The organism is Halopseudomonas pelagia (assembly GCF_009497895.1).
Classification (GTDB): Bacteria; Pseudomonadota; Gammaproteobacteria; order Pseudomonadales; family Pseudomonadaceae; genus Halopseudomonas; species Halopseudomonas pelagia_A.
This window is the reverse complement of sequence record NZ_CP033116.1, coordinates 1,846,029-1,863,676: the sequence shown is the minus strand read 5'-3', so window position 1 is coordinate 1,863,676 and position 17,648 is coordinate 1,846,029. Positions and strand designations below refer to the sequence as shown.

The 17,648-nt window shown below is 55.1% G+C and carries 13 protein-coding genes and 1 pseudogene; 12 read left to right on the top strand and 2 right to left on the bottom strand.

All coding sequences use genetic code 11. The features are described from left to right. Nucleotide 1: 1 nt before the first annotated feature. From EAO82_RS08850 to EAO82_RS08835, 4 genes are all read left to right on the top strand, one after another. Nucleotides 2-928 carry a zinc-binding alcohol dehydrogenase family protein gene (locus EAO82_RS08850; RefSeq protein ID WP_096346504.1) on the top strand — a complete coding sequence of 309 codons (927 nt, stop codon included), beginning with the start codon at nucleotides 2-4 and terminating at the stop codon, nucleotides 926-928. Nucleotides 929-1,129: 201 nt separating this feature from the next. Continuing rightward, on the top strand, nucleotides 1,130-1,774 hold the full coding sequence (locus EAO82_RS08845) for a TetR/AcrR family transcriptional regulator (protein ID WP_096346505.1): 645 nt from the start codon (nucleotides 1,130-1,132) through the stop codon (nucleotides 1,772-1,774). A gap of 84 nt (nucleotides 1,775-1,858) precedes the next feature. Beyond that, nucleotides 1,859-2,946 (top strand): IS3 family transposase gene (locus EAO82_RS08840; RefSeq protein ID WP_096348146.1). Its coding sequence is split into 2 segments (ribosomal slippage): nucleotides 1,859-2,114 and nucleotides 2,114-2,946, totalling 1,089 coding nucleotides; the frame shifts between segments, so codons are not numbered across the junction. 95 nt (nucleotides 2,947-3,041) lie between these two features. Beyond that, nucleotides 3,042-4,204, top strand: a protein-coding gene (locus EAO82_RS08835; RefSeq protein WP_153274277.1) for an IS3 family transposase whose coding sequence is annotated in 2 segments (ribosomal slippage) — nucleotides 3,042-3,297 and nucleotides 3,297-4,204 — 1,164 coding nt in all. Because the reading frame shifts where the segments join, the coding sequence is not laid out codon by codon here. A gap of 508 nt (nucleotides 4,205-4,712) precedes the next feature. On the opposite strand, the gene EAO82_RS08830 is transcribed toward EAO82_RS08835, so the two are convergent. Beyond that, nucleotides 4,713-6,248 (bottom strand): phospholipase D family protein, encoded by a 1,536-nt coding sequence (locus EAO82_RS08830; RefSeq protein ID WP_096346542.1) that lies wholly within the window; start codon nucleotides 6,246-6,248, stop codon nucleotides 4,713-4,715. A 548-nt stretch (nucleotides 6,249-6,796) separates the two neighbouring features. Here EAO82_RS08830 and EAO82_RS08825 point away from each other — a divergent pair. The 8 genes and pseudogenes from EAO82_RS08825 to EAO82_RS08790 form a co-directional block, all read left to right on the top strand. Beyond that, complete coding sequence (locus tag EAO82_RS08825) at nucleotides 6,797-7,768, top strand: lipid A deacylase LpxR family protein (protein WP_096346541.1); 972 nt, start codon at nucleotides 6,797-6,799, stop codon at nucleotides 7,766-7,768. Nucleotides 7,769-7,897: 129 nt separating this feature from the next. Further along, entirely contained in the window at nucleotides 7,898-8,596 is a 699-nt protein-coding gene (locus EAO82_RS08820; protein ID WP_218838600.1) for a MipA/OmpV family protein, read from the top strand. A gap of 46 nt (nucleotides 8,597-8,642) precedes the next feature. Then, on the top strand, nucleotides 8,643-9,110 hold the full coding sequence (locus EAO82_RS08815) for a GbsR/MarR family transcriptional regulator (protein WP_096346539.1): 468 nt from the start codon (nucleotides 8,643-8,645) through the stop codon (nucleotides 9,108-9,110). A 239-nt stretch (nucleotides 9,111-9,349) separates the two neighbouring features. Next, nucleotides 9,350-10,579 carry an efflux RND transporter periplasmic adaptor subunit gene (locus EAO82_RS08810; protein ID WP_096346538.1) on the top strand — a complete coding sequence of 410 codons (1,230 nt, stop codon included), beginning with the start codon at nucleotides 9,350-9,352 and terminating at the stop codon, nucleotides 10,577-10,579. Continuing rightward, entirely contained in the window at nucleotides 10,576-13,749 is a 3,174-nt protein-coding gene (locus EAO82_RS08805; RefSeq protein WP_096346537.1) for a multidrug efflux RND transporter permease subunit, read from the top strand. Before EAO82_RS08810 ends, EAO82_RS08805 begins: the two co-directional genes overlap by 4 nt. Then, nucleotides 13,742-15,151 carry an efflux transporter outer membrane subunit gene (locus tag EAO82_RS08800; protein ID WP_096346536.1) on the top strand — a complete coding sequence of 470 codons (1,410 nt, stop codon included), beginning with the start codon at nucleotides 13,742-13,744 and terminating at the stop codon, nucleotides 15,149-15,151. The genes EAO82_RS08805 and EAO82_RS08800 overlap by 8 nt, the downstream gene beginning before the upstream one ends. A 171-nt stretch (nucleotides 15,152-15,322) precedes the next feature. Then, complete coding sequence (locus EAO82_RS08795; protein ID WP_096346535.1) at nucleotides 15,323-15,952, top strand: paraquat-inducible protein A; 630 nt, start codon at nucleotides 15,323-15,325, stop codon at nucleotides 15,950-15,952. Beyond that, nucleotides 15,949-16,491, top strand: a pseudogene (locus EAO82_RS08790) (paraquat-inducible protein A); the annotation flags it as partial. The gene EAO82_RS08795 and the pseudogene EAO82_RS08790, both read left to right, overlap by 4 nt. A 39-nt stretch (nucleotides 16,492-16,530) precedes the next feature. Here the strand turns inward: EAO82_RS08790 and EAO82_RS08785 are convergent. After that, nucleotides 16,531-17,618 (bottom strand): IS3 family transposase gene (locus EAO82_RS08785; RefSeq protein ID WP_096346509.1). Its coding sequence is split into 2 segments (ribosomal slippage): nucleotides 16,531-17,363 and nucleotides 17,363-17,618, totalling 1,089 coding nucleotides; the frame shifts between segments, so codons are not numbered across the junction. Nucleotides 17,619-17,648: the final 30 nt, after the last annotated feature.

The window sequence follows — 17,648 nt, the reverse complement described above, 5'->3', positions numbered from 1 at the left end:
AATGAAAGCAGCTGTCATTACCGAACGCGGCGCCCTTCCCGTCATGCAGGATTTCAAGGAACCGGAAGCCCAGGACGGCGCGATACTGATTGATGTTGATACTGCTGGCCTCGGCGGCTGGGATGTGCTCGGCGCGTATCGACTGGGCGTAGCCTATCCCTGCATCATCCGGGGCGAGGGCGTCGGCCGCACGGCAGAAGGCAAGCGGGTGTACTTCGGCGAACGTTCTGTACTGCCTTTTGGCGCTTGGGCCGAACGCACATTGGTCCCTGCCGAAGAAGTCTGGGAGGTGCCGGACCATATCGATGACCGTACCGCCATTACCATGGGTATTGCCGCAACCGGCGCGCTGATCCCGCTGGAAACCGCAAAGATTCAGCCCGGTGAGACTGTATTGATCCTCGGCGGCACCGGCACGCTCGGGCAGATCGCCCTGCAGCTTGCCCGTTATCTGGGAGCGGGCAAGGTCGTTGCCGCAGGCAGAAGCGAAGCAGCTCTGGCACGCTTGAAAGAGCGCGGAATTACCGACGCGACGGTATGCCTCAAAGGTGATGAAACTGATGTGGCGGCACTCAAAGCCGAAGCGGGAGAAGGTTACGACGTAGTGCTTGATCTGGTGTGTGGTCAGCCCATGCTAAATGCATTGAAGGCAACGCGGTGGGGGGCACGCATCGTGACCGTCGGCACCGGTGCGGGACGGCAACTCAATCTGGATATCGCCGATCTCCTGTTCAGGACGCTTTCATGCATCGGCACCGGCCAACGTCCTCCAGCAGACAGGCGTAAAATATGGGAACGCTTGCTTGATATTTCTGCAACAGAAAATATCACTGTCGACTATGCCGAATTCGACTTCGCAGATACAACCAAGGCGTGGGAGTCACAGGTGAACGGGCCGCACGCAAAGATCTATGCGAAGATCAGTTAATTTCCAGATTAAAATTGATGCCTTTACTGTAAAGCTAGAAGGGGATGTGCGAAAAAGCACATCCTTCTTTTGGACCTTAAGTAAGTCTCAAACGAAAGTCATGAAGGAACAGAGGACTGCTATTCGATATAGGATACTCAGTAGACCTGAGGGCAGATTTCAAAGCCTGCCCTATAGCGTTTAAATAAAAAACAACTATACATGAATAAGAAAAGCCAGCGCGTCGCGCAACAGTCTCGTGGTCACCTCCGTACTGAACTCATTCTCGATGGCTGCGCTCGGCTCCTGATAAAAGATGGCCCCGCTAATTTGACTACTCACGGCATAGCGTTAGAAGCCGAGACGTCAATAGGATCCCTTTACCATTTTTTCCCAGATAAAACCGCGATATTACAAGCCCTCGCCTCAAGGCACATGCAGTCGCTGGAAACAATAGTCTGTAAAGCACAAGAGGTCCAAGAGTCTCAATGGGTCAGCTTCACGGTAGAAGAGGTCATTGAAATATTAGCAATGCCATTATTAAAGTACATACACGCCCATCCAGACTATCTGTTAATGGCCCACCCTGCATTTGAGAAACTTGAACCATATACAACAGCCATGAATATGGTGATAGAGGATGCGTTTAATCATGTCCTCAAATTAAGATTACCCAAAGCCACTGCATATGATCAGCGACGATACACGCTAACGTTGGTAGGCTTGCCTGTCGGCATACTTCATAAAGCTTATGAAAACCAGAGCTTCGCTCAGGACCTCCTTCTTATCGAAGTACCAAGAGCTCTGGTAGCGTATTTATCAGCTATAGAAAAAGGTCATATAGAGTCCAGCCAAGCTACTCACTAACTCTACAATGCTCGGTAATCCCCCCAAAAAACAGCGGTGATTAGAAGTAGAATTTTCCGTAAGCTATTTGGAGGGAGATTCTGCATGAAGACATCACGTTTTACCGACAGCCAGATCATGGCGATTCTGAAACAAGCCGAGAGCGGCATACCGGTGCCGGAGCTCTGCCGCGAACACGGTATGAGCAGTGCCAGTTTTTACAAGTGGCGAGCGAAATTCGGCGGCATGGATACGTCCATGATCAAGCGCATGAAAGAGCTAGAAGATGAGAACCGGCGGCTGAAAAAAATGTACGCCGAAGAGCGCCTCAAATCCGAGTTACGCAAGGAGGCTCTTGAGGGAAAGTGGTAAAGCCATCTCTTCGCCGCGAGATGGCGCAAAAAACTGTTGCAGCTGGTCGCTGTAGTATTCGCCTGGCCTGTGTAGCCTTCAGTGTCAGTGAGTCCTGCTATCGCTACCAGGCCAGGCTCAACAGTGAGAATTCCGAGATCGCGGACCTTCTGGTTCGGTTGACCCATAACCAGCGCAACTGGGGTTTTGGATTGTGTTTTCTGTATCTGCGCAACGTAAAGGGATACCTCTGGAACCATAAACGTGTTTATCGAATTTATCGGGAACTGGAACTGAACCTGCGCATCAAGCCCCGTAAACGCTTGGTACGCGAGAAACCCGAGCCACTCGCGGTGCCCACGGTAATCAATGCCAGCTGGTCTATGGACTTCATGCACGACCAGTTAGAAGATGGTCGCAGCTACCGGCTGTTCAATGTGATTGACGATTACAACCGGGAAGGTCTTGGCATTGAAGTAGACCTGTCGCTGCCTTCTGAGCGCGTCATACGGGCTCTGGATCAGATCATTGAATGGCGAGGAAAGCCCGTCCAGATCCGCTGTGACAATGGACCGGAATACATCAGTGCTACGCTGGCTGCCTGGGCTGAGAAGCAGGGCATTGCACTGGCCTTTATCCAGCCCGGCAACCCGCAGCAGAATGCGTACATCGAGCGCTACAATCGCACCGTGCGCTACGACTGGCTGGCCCAATACCTGTTCGACTCCATTGAGGAGGTTCAGGAATATGCAACTCGGTGGCTATGGACCTACAATAATGAACGGCCAAACATGGCCTTGGGTGGTATCACGCCCCGACAGAAGTTGGCCATGGTGGCCTGACTCTACTTCTGAGCTCCGCTAATAATGGGGGGATTACCTACTAATTCCGGACACCAACCAAGGTGGTAAAATCGCCACCCTAAGCGAGGTGTCAGATGACCAGGAAACGACGCACATTTTCACCCGAGTTCAAGCAGGAGGCAGCCAGCCTGGTGCTTGATCAAGGATATAGCATTCCCCAGGCTTGTACTTCTCTCGGCGTGGGAGAAAGCGCTCTTCGCCGCTGGGTCGATCAATTGTCTCAGGAGCGTCAGGGTGTCACGCCCAAGGGCAAAGCGCTGACGCCAGAGCAACGCAAGATCCAGGAACTCGAGGCCCGCTGTAAGCGCCTTGAGATGGAGAAAACTATATTAAAAAAGGCTACCGCTCTCTTGATGTCGGACGAAATGAATCGTACGCGCTGATAGACCAGCTGAGTGAGCAAATGCCTGTCGAGATGGTCTGCGCAGCGTTCGATGTTAGTCGTTCAAGCTATTACGATTACCGCCAATGCCGGAGTCGGATAGATGTTGAGCGGCTTGCCTTGAAAGCAAAGGTAAACCGGCTGTTTTCGAAGAGCCGGAGCTCTGCAGGTAGCCGGACCATAGTGGGTCTGCTCAGGGAGGAAGGCATAGCTTCTGGGCGCTTCAAGGTGCGGCGTCTGATGAGCGAGCTGGGACTGATTTGCAAGCAGCCAGGGCCTCATGCCTACAAACAGGCAACGGTTGAGCGGATCGACATTCCGAACCATTTGGCCCGGGAGTTTGTGGTCGATCAACCTGATCAAGTTTGGTGTGGCGACATTACCTATGTATGGACCGGTCAGGCCTGGAGTTACCTTGCTGCAGTGCTGGATCTGTATGCGCGCCGTGTCGTTGGTTGGGCCATGTCAGCCAGACCAGATGCAGACCTTGCTGTAAAAGCGCTGGATTACGCCTGGGAACAGCGTGGCAGGCCGGACAAGGTCATGTTCCACTCGGACCAGGGAAGCCAGTACGCAAGCCGCAAGTTCCGCCAGCGGATCTGGAGATACCGCATGCAGCAGAGCATAAGCCGGCGTGGAAACTGTTGGGATAATGCCCCGATGGAAAGGCTGTTCAGAAGCCTGAAATCAGAGTGGATACCTGCCTTTGGCTATCGAAGTCTGCCAGAGGCGCAAAGGGATGTTGCTGACTACCTGATGGGCTATTACAACGAGCAACGACCGCATACGTTCAACGGTGGTGTATCGCCGGTAGCGGCGGAAGAAAAACTTAAAATACTGTCCGGTATCAGTTGACCACTACACCTGTTCGGTAAGAATAATTTGCAGAATATTGAAATCTCCCTTGAAAACCTGTCCGGTTACCTCCGGAATTATAGGATTGAGCTTGCCCTGGAAGAAATTAGGCGGAGCGACACTGGTTTAATATTTGAGCCTGCGACACTCGCGACAATTCTCTTGGACCGAAATCTTCGCATGGAGCTTGGAAAGTCTTAATTCGCATGTCGAAAGTGCATCGAGACTTATAGGGGAGAGCTTTTCGTACCGGGAAGTCCTTACCAAGGTGGCGGCCCAGACTGAGCATTATCTTGACTGTGAGAACGCCTTACGCCCCTTCCAAAAGTACATCGGACGGCGCTACTGGACTTACCCGATGCGGTAGATGCTCCTGGCCAGGTCTGAGAGATGCCTGCGAATCTCGGCGCATTCCCGAAAGTCGCAATTTGCGACTTTTCTGCGGAGGAACCTTTCAAAAGGCCAATCTCCACTGACCTGAGCCAGTCTTGCGCCTCATGCGCAGTAGTCAGAGTAGCCATTCGATCGGGAGTATTGATAATAGAAACACGCCAATTCGCTTTAGAAAGCTGGTATTCGGCTCCTGATCGTAGCGGACCTCCTTGTCGCCCACGTGCTCAATCCAGTAAAGCTGATCGTTATCATCCAAACGAACAGTATAGGAATTGTCCGGGATGATATTGTCGAAAGCGTGATGGATGCTCTGAGACAGCTTTGGGCTGTCAATGACGAAGCCAAGCTCTGTATTCAGGTTGGCCGAACGGGGGTCGAAATTGAAAGAGCCAACAAACATTCGCTCGCCGTCCACCGCAAAGGTCTTGGCATGCAGACTGGAGCCTGAGCTGCCAAACGGCCCTGCGCTTTCATGCCCCCCGTTGCGTAACGAAAGTCGGCGCATCTCATATAGCTCGATACCCGCTTTAAGAAGAGCCTTACGTCGCTTAGCATAGCCAGCGTGCACTGCGGCCACATCGGTGGCGTCGAGCGAATTGGTCAGAATACGTACTTTGATGCCTCGCTCGACTAAGGCGGTAAAAGCCTCAACGCCGGCAGCTGTGGGCACGAAGTAAGGCGAAACCAGCGCTACTTGCTTTTGGGGCTCACCCAAAATCGAACCTAACTGATGCGTGAGCATGCCCTCTTCTCCGGCCTTCCCCAATCCCTTTGCCGGGTCATCACTGACCATGCTGGTATTGGCCCAATCGAGCTCCAGCGACCCCGCCATCAGTTGACGAATGAAATCTGATCGTGTGACCGCTTCTACATATTTCGCCGCAGCGTCATCTCGCTCAATGAGCGCCGCCGTTCGACTCAGCTCTCCGAGACTTTCTGCGGAAACGGCCGGTACAATCTGTTCGACCGGGTATGAGGAGTGGCTGGCCCAGTAGCGGTCAAAATCCGTCGAAACATCACCTACAACTGTGCCGACCGCCAATACATCTAGGTCGGCAAACAGAATGCCCTCAGTCGCACCAAAATATTCGTCCCCGATATTGCGCCCGCCGATAATGGATGCCTGACTGTCCGCAGTGAAAGACTTGTTATGCATGCGCCTGTTGGCCCGAGAGAAATGGGTAATGTACCCCAACCATTTGGGATCACGGACGCTGAAGGGGTTAAACAGTCGCACTTCAATCAGGGGGTGCAATGCAAGCGCAGCGAGCTCAACGTCCAAGCCTGCGGTGCCGTTATCATCCAGCAGGAGCCTCACCCTTACTCCTCGGTTGGCCGCTGCGTGTAACTCCTCTAGCAATAACGTGCCAGTTATATCCCCATGCCAAATGTAATATTGCACATCCAGTGCCCGCTCTGCGGCTCGGGCCAGTAGCACTCGCGCCGCGAATGCGTCGTGGGGGTCTGCCAGGGATTGGATGCCGCTTTTGCCAGGGTGCGCTGTCACCTGCGGTGCCAGTACCTGGCCTAGCCGGGTGGCTTGACCTTCCTGCGTATTCAGCGAGGTGGACGTAGTCTTGCTGGGCGCTGGCAAAGAACATCCTCCTAACAATACAGCTGGAAAAAAGATGATCGGCAACCATGCGCTCATTTTAAGGAAGTGAAGAGAACCGAATAGGTAAATGGTCAATGGTATCGTCCTGATAATACGCCGTTAACGGCACGTGCTTGGTCCGAATTTTTGGGTGGTAAGCCGCAGAGCAAAACATTTCATGCTGCCGGGCTGGCAGCGGTACGCCGATCAGCGTGCCGTACCTCTGTAGTGGGCAACGTTATCCGCTCGCGTTTTATACAAAGCTCTATGACTGGCAATCAATGGGCCAAATGCTCACTTGGCTTTCCGAGACTAGGCAAACTCCACCGCTGTTACAACGGGATACTCGCAACTACGTCGTAGTTTGTAGTTCGTTTACAGCTTTACAGCTTTACAGTCTACACCATTCAGTTCAAACTGAACAAACTGAACAAACTGAAAGGAACGAATCGCAGGCGGCTAACAAAAAGAGCCCGTTGTCGATGGAAAACTATCCAGATTAGAAGCTCGTTGCATCGAATCCCTGCCAAAGGCGGGAGAATTGCAGGAGCACGTTCAACCTTGCTCGCCTTTGCTGAGCAATATTGTGCCGGAGCGTGTGCATCATGATTCGTTATTGTTGCTGGCTATTGCTGGCCTTTGTCGCCACCTCAACGTCTGCCGACGGCCTGCTTTCTCTCAAGGTAGAGAACGATGCGTTCTCTGCTGGCGGTGATCGTCACTATACCAACGGCATTGAAGGAGTCTGGGCTTTTGAACCCCCTGAGGAACACTGGACGCGAAGCCTTGCTGAAAGGCTTCCTGGTTGGTCGGGCAGTAGTCTGGTGGGCGTGACTTACCGCTTCGGACAACAGATGTATACCCCCAGTGATATCGAGGCTGAAGCGCTCATCAAAGATGATCGCCCCTATGCCGGCTTGGTTTACGGTGGAGTTTCTCTGCTAAACAATATCCAGCATGACGACTGGCGACTCGCAGAAAGCCTCCATCTCGATGTCGGCATTGTAGGACCAGCTTCTGGGGCCGAAGCTCTGCAAAAGGGCGCTCATAGGTGGATTGGTTCAGACGAGCCGAGGGGCTGGGATAATCAGCTTAATAACGAACTGGTCGTCAATCTCGCCTACCAGCGGGCCTGGGTATTTCAGCAGGAGCTTGGCGGGCTGGACGTCGAATACGGGCCGTCTTCCGGTTTTGCTCTGGGCAACCTGTATACCTACGCTTCCAGTGGGCTGGGGCTTCGCTGGGGGGAAGGGCTCGATCACAGCTTCGGCATTCCCGCCGTTGCACCTGGCTATGGTGGGCGATCGTCTTTTAAACGCGACCAGGGCTTTGGCTGGTACGTCTTTACCGCTGTCGAAGGCCGCTATATGGCGCGCAACCTGTTGCTTGATGGCAACACTTTTGAGGACAGCCACTCCGTGGAGCGGCGCGACTGGGTCGGCGATGCGCTAGTGGGTGCTGCATTGACCTGGGACCGCTGGCAGCTTACTTACACGTACCTGTGGCGCACCGATGAGTTTGAGGAACAGGATGGTTTCGATCAGTTTGGATCCATCACCCTCTCGACCTGGTTCTAGATATAAAAACACTAATTCACCCGGCTTTTGGCCCGATAGCTCAATTTAGAGGTTAGTAACATGCAGATAAGACCAGTTTATTCCTGGCCGCTGATTGCCTCACTTCTGTCTGCTATGGCTGGGCCGAGCATGGCTGATGAGGGCTGGGCCGGCACGCTTGGCGCCGGCGCGATTTATGCACCAGATTATCTGGGGAGTAACGACTACGAAACCCGTGTTTGGCCCGCGATTAGCTTGAGCTACGGCGATCGCTTCTATCTTAATTCTCTTGACGGACTGGGCTGGAATGCCTTTCGCCAAGGAAACTGGCTTGTGTCACCCTTTATTGGCTATACCCCAGGCCGTGACAACGACCACGACCTGAGTCACCTTGATAAAGTCGACGGCGGTGCTACTGCTGGCTTGCGCGTGGCTTATACAAACGACTCCTGGACCTATAGTGGCGATGCACAAACACCCTTCACCGGCGACATGGATGGCTACCAACTTTCGCTCAAAGCGCGTTGGCAGGGCCAGCTCAGCAAACACTGGTCCGCTTCCATTGGTCCGAGCCTGAAATACAGCAGCGCAGATTGGACAGAGGACATGTTCGGTGTTTCTTCGCGTGAAAGTGCACGCTCCGGCCTGGCTGCCTACAATCCTGACGATGGCTACTTCAGTATTGCTCTGGGCAGCACCCTGAGCTATCACTTGACGCCCGATTGGTCAGTTACTGCCATGGCTAGCATCGCTCAACTGACAGGGGATGCAAAAGACAGCCCTCTAGTAGATAGTGTTGGCGATAAAAATCAGGCTTATGCAGGGGCCTTTGTCAGTTACCGGTTTTGACCGGCCCTGAATGGGTTCAACGACAACAAATTGGAATTCGTTAACTATGACATCGCTCACTGAACCAGAATCGCGCCTTATTGAGCGCTTAGGTCAGCAGGCCCAATCCGATGGACTTCCGCGCATCGCAGGACAAATTTGGGCTGCACTCATCATATCCGACGGGCAAGTCAGCTCATCAGACTTGATGGAGCTGCTGCATGTCAGCAAGGGCAGCGTCAGTACTAATACTCGCCTCCTCGAAATGCTTGGCATCCTTGAACGTGGGTCGAAACCTGGCGAACGACAGGACTTTTTCTCTATCAGATCCAAACCTTACGCAGCGTTTGTCGAAGAGCAGTTAAAACGCGTTGAAGCCGGAAAGGCAATCGTTGCCGAGGCAAAATCGACGATCACTAAAAGCCATGCCCAAGCTCACCTTAACGAGCTGGAGAATTTTTACACGCTATATAACGATAGCTCCAAAGAACTGCTGAAGCGACTGAAGTCGCAGTCCGCGGAAGATGGGGCCTAGAGGGGGCATTGACACACCGGTGAATCACACCAGGTTTGATGGAGGCCATTTCGTTTAAGTCAGACCGCCACGGCCTAATGACGCGTTAAGTTGATACGCTCCAACTGGAGCTGCTCTCATACCTTCACAGCGCCATAACACAGCATGTTGTAATTCCAGCCCCCTGGACTTCATTCCTCAGGATAGTAGCTAAATGAGTTGTAAAGCTCTGCTCTCCTATAATCAAAAAGGAAGTATCAATGCGTCAGCTAACTGCCTCCAAGGCCCTGCTCCTTCTTTCGGCTTTGTTAATGAGCGCTTGTGATAGCGAAGAGGCTGGTCCCGCAGCGGCTGGCCAGGCGCCGCCAAAACCGGAGGTGGAAGTCCAGGTGATGCGTGCCGAGGCGATAGACAACATCATTGAAGTACCCGGCCGCGTTCAGGCGGTACGCACAGCGGAAATTCGCGCGCGGGTCGATGGCATCATTCAGCGGCGCCTGTACCGCGAAGGCAGTGATGTGGAAGCTGGCGCAGAGCTGTTTGCGGTTGATCCCCGTGAAATGCAGGCCAGCCTGAGTGCGGTCAAGGCGACTCTGGATCGGGCGCAGGCGACCGAGGCCAACGCGGCTCAGGATGTGCAGCGCTACAAGGGGCTGGTTGAGGAGCAGGCTATCAGCCAGCAGGAATACGATACCGCCGTAGCCGGTCTGCGTACCGCGCAGGCAGATGTCTCGCAGGCCAAAGCGCAACTGGATGCCGCGCAGTTGGACCTGGACTACACCACCATCAGCACCCCTATTGCGGGCAGGGCTGGTCGGGCTGAAGTGACCGAGGGCGCTCTGGTCAGCGCGGCTAATGGCACGCTGCTGACCACGGTCGAACAGTTTGATCCGGTCTACGTGAATTTTTCCCAATCCAGTTCCGAACTGCTATCCATTCGCTCACAGCTGGCCTCCGGAGAGTTGACTCATCCAGAGGGCGTCGATGTAGCAGTAACATTGACGCTGGAAAATGGCAGTGAGTTTGATCAGGTCGGCAAGATGAATTTTTACGCAATGACGATTGATCAGGCAACCGGCACCGTTGCCCTGCGTGCTGAATTCCCTAATCCGGATCGTTTATTGTTGCCTGGCCAGTTTGTTCAGGCACGTATTCAGGCGGGCACTCGAGAAGAGCACATGATGTTGCCGCAGCGCGCTGTTCAAATGGCAGAGGAAGGGCCGACTGTGAGCGTGGTTACGGACGAAGATACCGTCGCAGTTCGATCAGTCGAAGTGGGTGAGCAACGTGATGGGAATTGGATCATTACCGACGGGCTGGAGCCGGGTGACAGAGTGATCATTTCCGGTTTGCAAAAAATTCGTCCGGATCAGAAAGTACGTGCAGCGGACAGTGGCGAAGCGAACGCAGATACGCCAGCCAACTCGGCGGAGGCCAGCACGGGTGGCGATGCTGAAAGCACAAATGCCGAGGGGAACAACACGTTATGACCCCGCATTTTTTTATTAAACGCCCGGTTTTTGCCTGGGTCATAGCGCTGATTATTGGTTTGGGTGGCGTGTTGGCGCTGAATGATCTAGCCATTGAGCAGTATCCCAGCATCGCTCCGCCCTCTTTGAGTATCAGCGTCACCTATCCGGGCGCGGACGCTTCAGTGCTCGAAACCAACGTCACCCAAATCATCGAACAGGAACTCAATGGTGTAGAGGGTTTCCTGTATATGCAGGCTACCAGCCGATCTAATGGCAGCGCATCAATTGATCTGACTTTCGAGTCTGGCACCGATATTGACAACGCCCAGATGGAAGTGCAGAACCGGCTGAGCCGTGTAGAGCAGCGCTTGCCGGAAGAGGTAAGGCGGCAGGGCGTGCAAGTCAACCAGGCCTCTTCCAACTTTCTGATGATAGTTGCACTTACCTCAAAGAACGGTGAGACCTCGGCACTGGAGCTGGGTAATTTTGCCTCGGCGCAGGTAGTGGATGAACTCAGACGCGTGCCAGGCGTGGGCGACATAACAGAGTTTTCCACCGAATATGCCATGCGTGTCTGGCTGGATCCGGACAAATTAGCAAACTTCAACCTGTCTCCTGCCGAGGTCCTCGCGGCGGTGCAGGAGCAGAACAGCCAGTCGGCTGGCGGCGCATTGGGCGATCTGCCTAACGCCGAGAACGTCGAGATTACCGCGTCCATTCAGACCCAGGGGCGCATGAGTACGCCAGAGGAGTTCTCACAGATTATCCTGCGGGCTAACTCCGACGGTTCGACGGTGCGTCTGAGCGATGTTGCCCGGGTTGAGTTGGGTGCCGAAAGCTACCTTACCCGAGTGGAAATCAACGAGCAGGAAACGGCGGGCATGGCCGTTCAGCTGACTCCCGGGGCCAACGCGCTGGAAGTCTCGGAGGGCATCAAAAGCCGTATGGTCGAGCTTGAACGTGGTTTTCCCGAGGATATCGGCTGGATCGCCCCCTACGACAGTACGCCTTTTATCAGTGCGTCGATCAAGGAAGTGGTGGTCACTCTGTCAGTGGCGATGGTACTGGTCTTTCTGGTGATGTTCGTGTTTCTGCAAAGCTGGCGCGCCACGGTGATACCGACCATTGTTGTACCAATAGCTCTGGCCGGTGCCTGTCTGGGCCTGTGGTTGTTCGGCTTCTCGATCAACCTGCTCAGCCTCTTTGCCATGATCCTGGCCATTGGTACCTTGGTAGATGACGCCATTGTGGTGGTAGAGAACGTCGAGCGGCTGATGGAAGAAGAGGATCTGAGTCCGTACAGGGCCACCGTGAAGGCCATGGATCAAGTGACGTCCGCGGTGATTGGTACCACTCTGGTATTGATTGCCGTGTTCCTGCCAATGGCATTCTTCCCTGGTTCTACCGGTGGAATCTACCGGCAGTTTTCAGTCACCTTGGCGATCTCCGTCGCGGTATCGACCATTCTTGCACTGTCGCTGACGCCTGCCCTATGTGCAGCGCTGCTGCGTCCGCCAGCCCGTGAAGGCGAGCGTCCGCCGCTGGGCAAGCGCGTATTTGCCCCGTTTAACCGCTTTATCGATCGCACTACTGCACATTACCAGGGCGGTGTCGGCGGCATTCTCGTGAGACCTCTGCGCTTTCTGCTGGTGTTCGTTGCGTTGGTGTTCATTGCCGGATTGCTGTTTCTGCGCTTGCCAGGCAGCTTGATTCCGGCCGAGGATCAGGGTTCCATGCTTACCGCAGTGCAGGGTCCATCCGGTTCCACTGCGGATCGTACCGACGTCGTGGTGGACCAGGTAAAGGCCTATTACGATGAGCTGCCGCAGGTCGAGAATGTAGTGTTCATTCACGGGTTCAGTTTCTTCGGTCAAGGCCAGGCACATGCCATGTCGTTTGTTACGCTGCTGCCGTGGGGTGAGCGCCCAGGCGTAGAAAACAGTGCGCAGACATTAGTGCAGAATGCCATGGGTGCGCTCAGTACCATCCGTGACGCTAGTGTCTTTGTATTGAATCCCCCTTCCATTCCTTCTCTGGGGGTGGCCGGTGGTTTCTCGTTCAAGTTACAGGACCGCTCGGGCGCTGGGCCTGAAGCGCTGATGGCAGCGCGCGACCAGCTTTTAGGAGCGGCAAGTCAAAGCGAACTGCTGACCGGCGTACGGCCGGAAGGCGAAGAAACAGCCCCAAGGTTGCGCGTCGATGTGGACCGAATCAAGGCCCGGGCGCTGGGGCTGTCGATCAGCGACATCGATGCCACGCTGAGCATTACCTTCGGCAGTGCCTACGCTAACGATTTCAGCCGGGAGGGCCGTATCCATCGCGTACTGCTCCAGGCTGACGCGCCCTTCCGCATGACCCCGGAAGATGTTCTCGATCTTACCGTGCGCACCGAAGACGGCGACATAGTACCCTTCGGGGCGTTCACGTCGGTCGCCTGGACTGCCGGACCGCCGCAATTGCAGCGCTATAACGGCTATCCGGCGACGACCATTTCCGGTAACGCTGCACCCGGACGGTCTTCCGGCGAGGCTATGGATGAGATGGAGCGTCTGGCAGCGGAGTTGCCTGAAGGCTTCGGTTTTGAATGGACGGGTCTGTCATACGAAGAGCAGCAGGCTTCCGGCCAGGTGGGCGCGTTGATGGGGCTATCGATCCTCATCGTGCTGTTGGTATTGGCAGCGCTGTATGAGAGCTGGACGATTCCAGTGGCGGTGCTACTGGTCGTGCCGTTGGGAGTATTGGGCGCGGTGCTGTTTTCAATGACGCGCGGCTTGCCGGCGGACGTGTACTTCAACGTCGGGTTAATTACGGTGATTGGCCTATCGGCCAAGAATGCGATCCTGATTGTCGAATTCGCTATCGAGGAGGAAAGCAAGGGCAAGAGTCTGATGGACGCGACCATGGCCGCCGTGAAGCTGCGGTTGCGGCCTATTCTGATGACCTCGCTGACCTTTATTCTCGGTATGTTACCGCTGGTGGTTGCTACCGGCCCAGGTGCTGCCAGCCGCATCGCGGTAGGCACCGGGGTAATGGGCGGCATGCTTATGGCGACGGTGCTGGGTGTGTTCTTTACCCCGTTGTTCTATCTGGCGGTGCGCCGTTGGCTGACCCGCAAGAAGCCTCCGGGCGCAGAGTCCGACGAGGATGAATCAGGCAGCACAGATGTTCAGGAGCCACGGCATGCATAAGTTCATTCCCTGCCTGCTGACTCTCGCCCTGGCCGGCTGCCAGTTGGCCCCGGACTACCAGCGTCCAGAATCTCCGGTGCTGGCGTCCTACCCCGAGGCCGAGTCGCTGACAGATGAGCGTGGTTTCCTTGCGGCCGAGCTGCCCTGGCAGAGCTTCTTTGCTGACCCCCAGCTGCAGGTATTGATCGGTCAGGCGCTGGAAAATAATCGTGATCTGCAGGCCGCCGTTTACCGGATTGAAGAAACGCGCGGGCTCTACCGGGTGCAGAATGCCGAGCGCTTTCCGTCGTTGGGTATTGGCGCTGATGCTACGCGTGGGCGCTTCAATCAGAACGCAGCAGCGGGAGCTGCTGGCGCGTCAGGTTCGGTCAGTGAAACCTATTCCGTGAGTGCCAGCGTTTCGGCCTTCGAGCTGGACTTCTGGAGTCGGGTGGCCAATCTTTCAACCGCCGCACAAGCCGAATATTTTGCCAGCATTGAAGCGCAGCGCGCCTTTCGACTTTCTCTGATCCGCGATGTGGCAACTACCTACCTGGGCCTGCGAGAAGCGGTGGAGCGAATCGCCCTGGCTGAAGCCACGGTGATCAGCCGCCGAGATGGTTTGCGTATCGCCAAGGTGCGCCTCGATGCGGGTATCACCTCAGCGCTTGATTTCAATCAGGCCGAAGCCTTGCTGACCCAGGCAGAAACGCAGCTGGCGAGCATCATGCTGACCCGCGCAGAGAATCAGAATCTGCTCGCGGTATTGACCGGTGGGATCGTGGCGGAGCCGTTGCCGGAACCGCTGTCGCTGGAGGCGCAGTCCAGCCCGCCAGCGCTGGATGCCGGGTTGTCGTCCAGCCTGCTGGTAAACCGTCCGGATATTCTTGCCGCAGAGCAACGTCTGATTGCCGCCAAGGCCAATATCGGTATCGCTCGCGCGGCATTCTTTCCGCAGGTGTCGTTGATCGGGAGCTTCGGTTACGCCTCCAGCGAGTTCAGTAATCTGATCAGCAGCAGCAACGAAACCTGGAGTATCGGGCCAAGCATCACGCTGCCAATTTTCGATTTTGGTCGCAACCGCGGCAATCTGACGGTAGCGCAGGCACGCGACAATATTGCTATCGCTGAGTACGAAAGCACCATTCAGGTCGCCTTCAATGAAGTGGCGGACGCCCTTGCCGGTCGGCGCTATCTTGCCGAGCAGGTTGACGCCCAGCGGCGCAATACCGAGACGCTGCAGCGTGTGGTCAACCTGGCTCGCAAGCGTTATCAGGAAGGTGTGGTCAACTATATCGAGGTGCTGGACGCCGAGCGGAGTCTGTTCGAAGCCGAGCAAGCCTTTATCCAGACCCGGCGAACTGAAGTGCAGAATCTGGTTGATCTGTATGTGGCCCTGGGCGGCGGATCGCTGGAGGAATGATTTTCCACTCCAGGCTCGCGCGTCCAATCTATTTGGACTTTTTGTAAGGACACTTACGTCAGTGGTGCTCTCAAAAACAAGCTTCCTCGTCCGACCTCATCCGTTTGGATCAGCGCAGGTATTGGTAAGGGCGCGTAGCGACCTGTCTGTCTGCAGTAATAAGGGTATGAAATGACTAAGTCGGGGGCTGAAATAGATCCACAGCAATTGATCATTTGCGAGCATTGCGATTCGGTATACCAAAGCCCTACCTTGGCCCACAAGCAAACGGCTCATTGTAGCCGTTGCGGCGCCTTGCTAGATCACGGTAGGCGCCTGAACACCGAGCAACTGCTAGCGTTGACTGTTGCAGCGGCCATTTTGTTTTTATTCGCCAATACCTTTCCCATCATGGGTATTAGCATGCAAGGAATGAGCAACGACGCTACGCTGTGGTCCACCGTCGAAGCCCTGGCCCAGGGCCGCATCACCTTGATCGCTCTAGTCGCTGGTCTCAGCATTATCTTTGCACCCGCCTTGCAGATCATTTTGCTCGCTTGGGTGCTAGTTTATGCACGCAATGGGCTTATGGCTCCGGGGTTTCGCCTGTGCATGCGCACCCTTGAGCACTTGCGACCCTGGAGTATGTTGGAGGTCTGCCTGCTCGGGATTCTGGTAGCCATCATTAAACTAGCCGGCTTGCTTGAGGTGCACCCCGGAATCGGCTTGTGGGCCATGTCCATGCTAACGGTGATGATCATCCTGATCGGCGGTCGTGATGTCCGTGGATTATGGGAAGAACTGGAGGTCATCTCGCGATGAGCCAGCCTCCCTATGCCACAGAACTGGGGCTGCAACTGTGTCATGACTGCGGCAATACCTGCCAGCTCGGTGATACGGACTGCCCTCGCTGCTGGTCCGCGCTACATGCACGCAAACCCAATAGCATCGGTCGCACCTGGGCGCTGTTAGTCGGCGCGCTGATTCTATATCTACCGGCCAACCTGTTGCCCGTGATGTATACAGATATGTTCGGCAATGGCAGTGAGAGCACCATCTTGAGCGGCGTCATCGAGTTCTGGCGAGGCGGTTCCTGGGATATAGCCCTGCTGATATTTATTGCCAGCGTGGTGGTGCCCTGCATCAAGTTCTTCGTGCTCGGGTTACTGCTGATCACCGTGCAGCGCCGCAGCCGCTGGGCCATGCGCGAACGTGCGCGACTTTATCGTTTTATCGAGACCATCGGCTATTGGTCGATGCTTGATGTACTGGTCGTTGCCTTAGTGGCGGCACTGGTGCAGCTCCGTGCACTGAGCACCATCGAGCCACGCATGGGCATTCTGTTCTTCGGCCTGGTCGTTGGGTAATCCCCCCATTTTTAGCGGGGCTCAGAAGTAGAGTTAGGCCGCCATGGCCAACTTCTGTCGCGGTGTAATGCCGCCCAAGGCCATATTTGGCCGCTCGTTATTGTATGTCCATAACCAATGTGTCGCGAAGTCCTGAACCTCCTCAACGGAGTCGAACAGGTATTGGGCCAGCCAGTCATAGCGCACGGTGCGGTTGTAGCGCTCGATGTACGCATTCTGCTGTGGGTTGCCAGGCTGGATAAAAACCAGCTTAACACCCTGCTTCTCGGCCCAGGCTGCCAGCGTGGCACTGATGTATTCCGGACCATTGTCGCAGCGGATCTGGAGAGGCTTTCCCCGCCACTCGATGATCTGATTCAGAGCTCGTATAACGCGTTCTGAGGGCAATGACAGATCTACCTCAATGCCCAGTCCTTCCCGGTTGTAATCATCGATCACATTGAACAGCCGGTAGCTGCGGCCATCCTCTAGCTGGTCGTGCATGAAGTCCATGGACCAACTGGTATTGATGGCCGTGGGCACAGCCAGTGGTTCTGGTTTCGCACGTATTAACCGCTTGCGGGGCTTGATACGCAGGTTCAATTCCAGCTCCCGGTAGATCCGGTAAACGCGTTTATGGTTCCAGGGGTATCCCTTCACGTTGCGCAGATACAGAAAACACAGACCAAAGCCCCAGTTACGCTGGTTATGGGTCAAACGCACCAGCAAATCAGCGATCTCGGCGTTTTCACTGCTGAGCTTGGCCCGGTAGCGATAGCAGGTCTCACTGATACCGAAGATCACACAAGCCTGGCGAATACTACAGCGAGCAGCGGCAACGGCTTTTTGCGCCATCTCACGGCGGAGAGACGGCTTTACCACTTTCCCTCAAGGGCCTCCTGGCGTAGCTCGGCCTTGAGCCGTTCTTCGGCATACATCTTTTTCAGCCGCCGATTCTCGTCCTCAAGTTCTTTCATGCGCTTGATCATGGAGGTATCCATGCCGCCGAACTTGGCGCGCCACTTGTAAAAACTGGCGCTGCTCATGCCGTGCTCACGGCAGAGGTCAGGCACCGCTACACCGTTCTCGGCTTGCTTCAGGATTGCCATGATCTGGCTGTCGGAAAAACGTGATGTTTTCATTGCAGAATCTCCCTGCGCTTAGCTTACGGA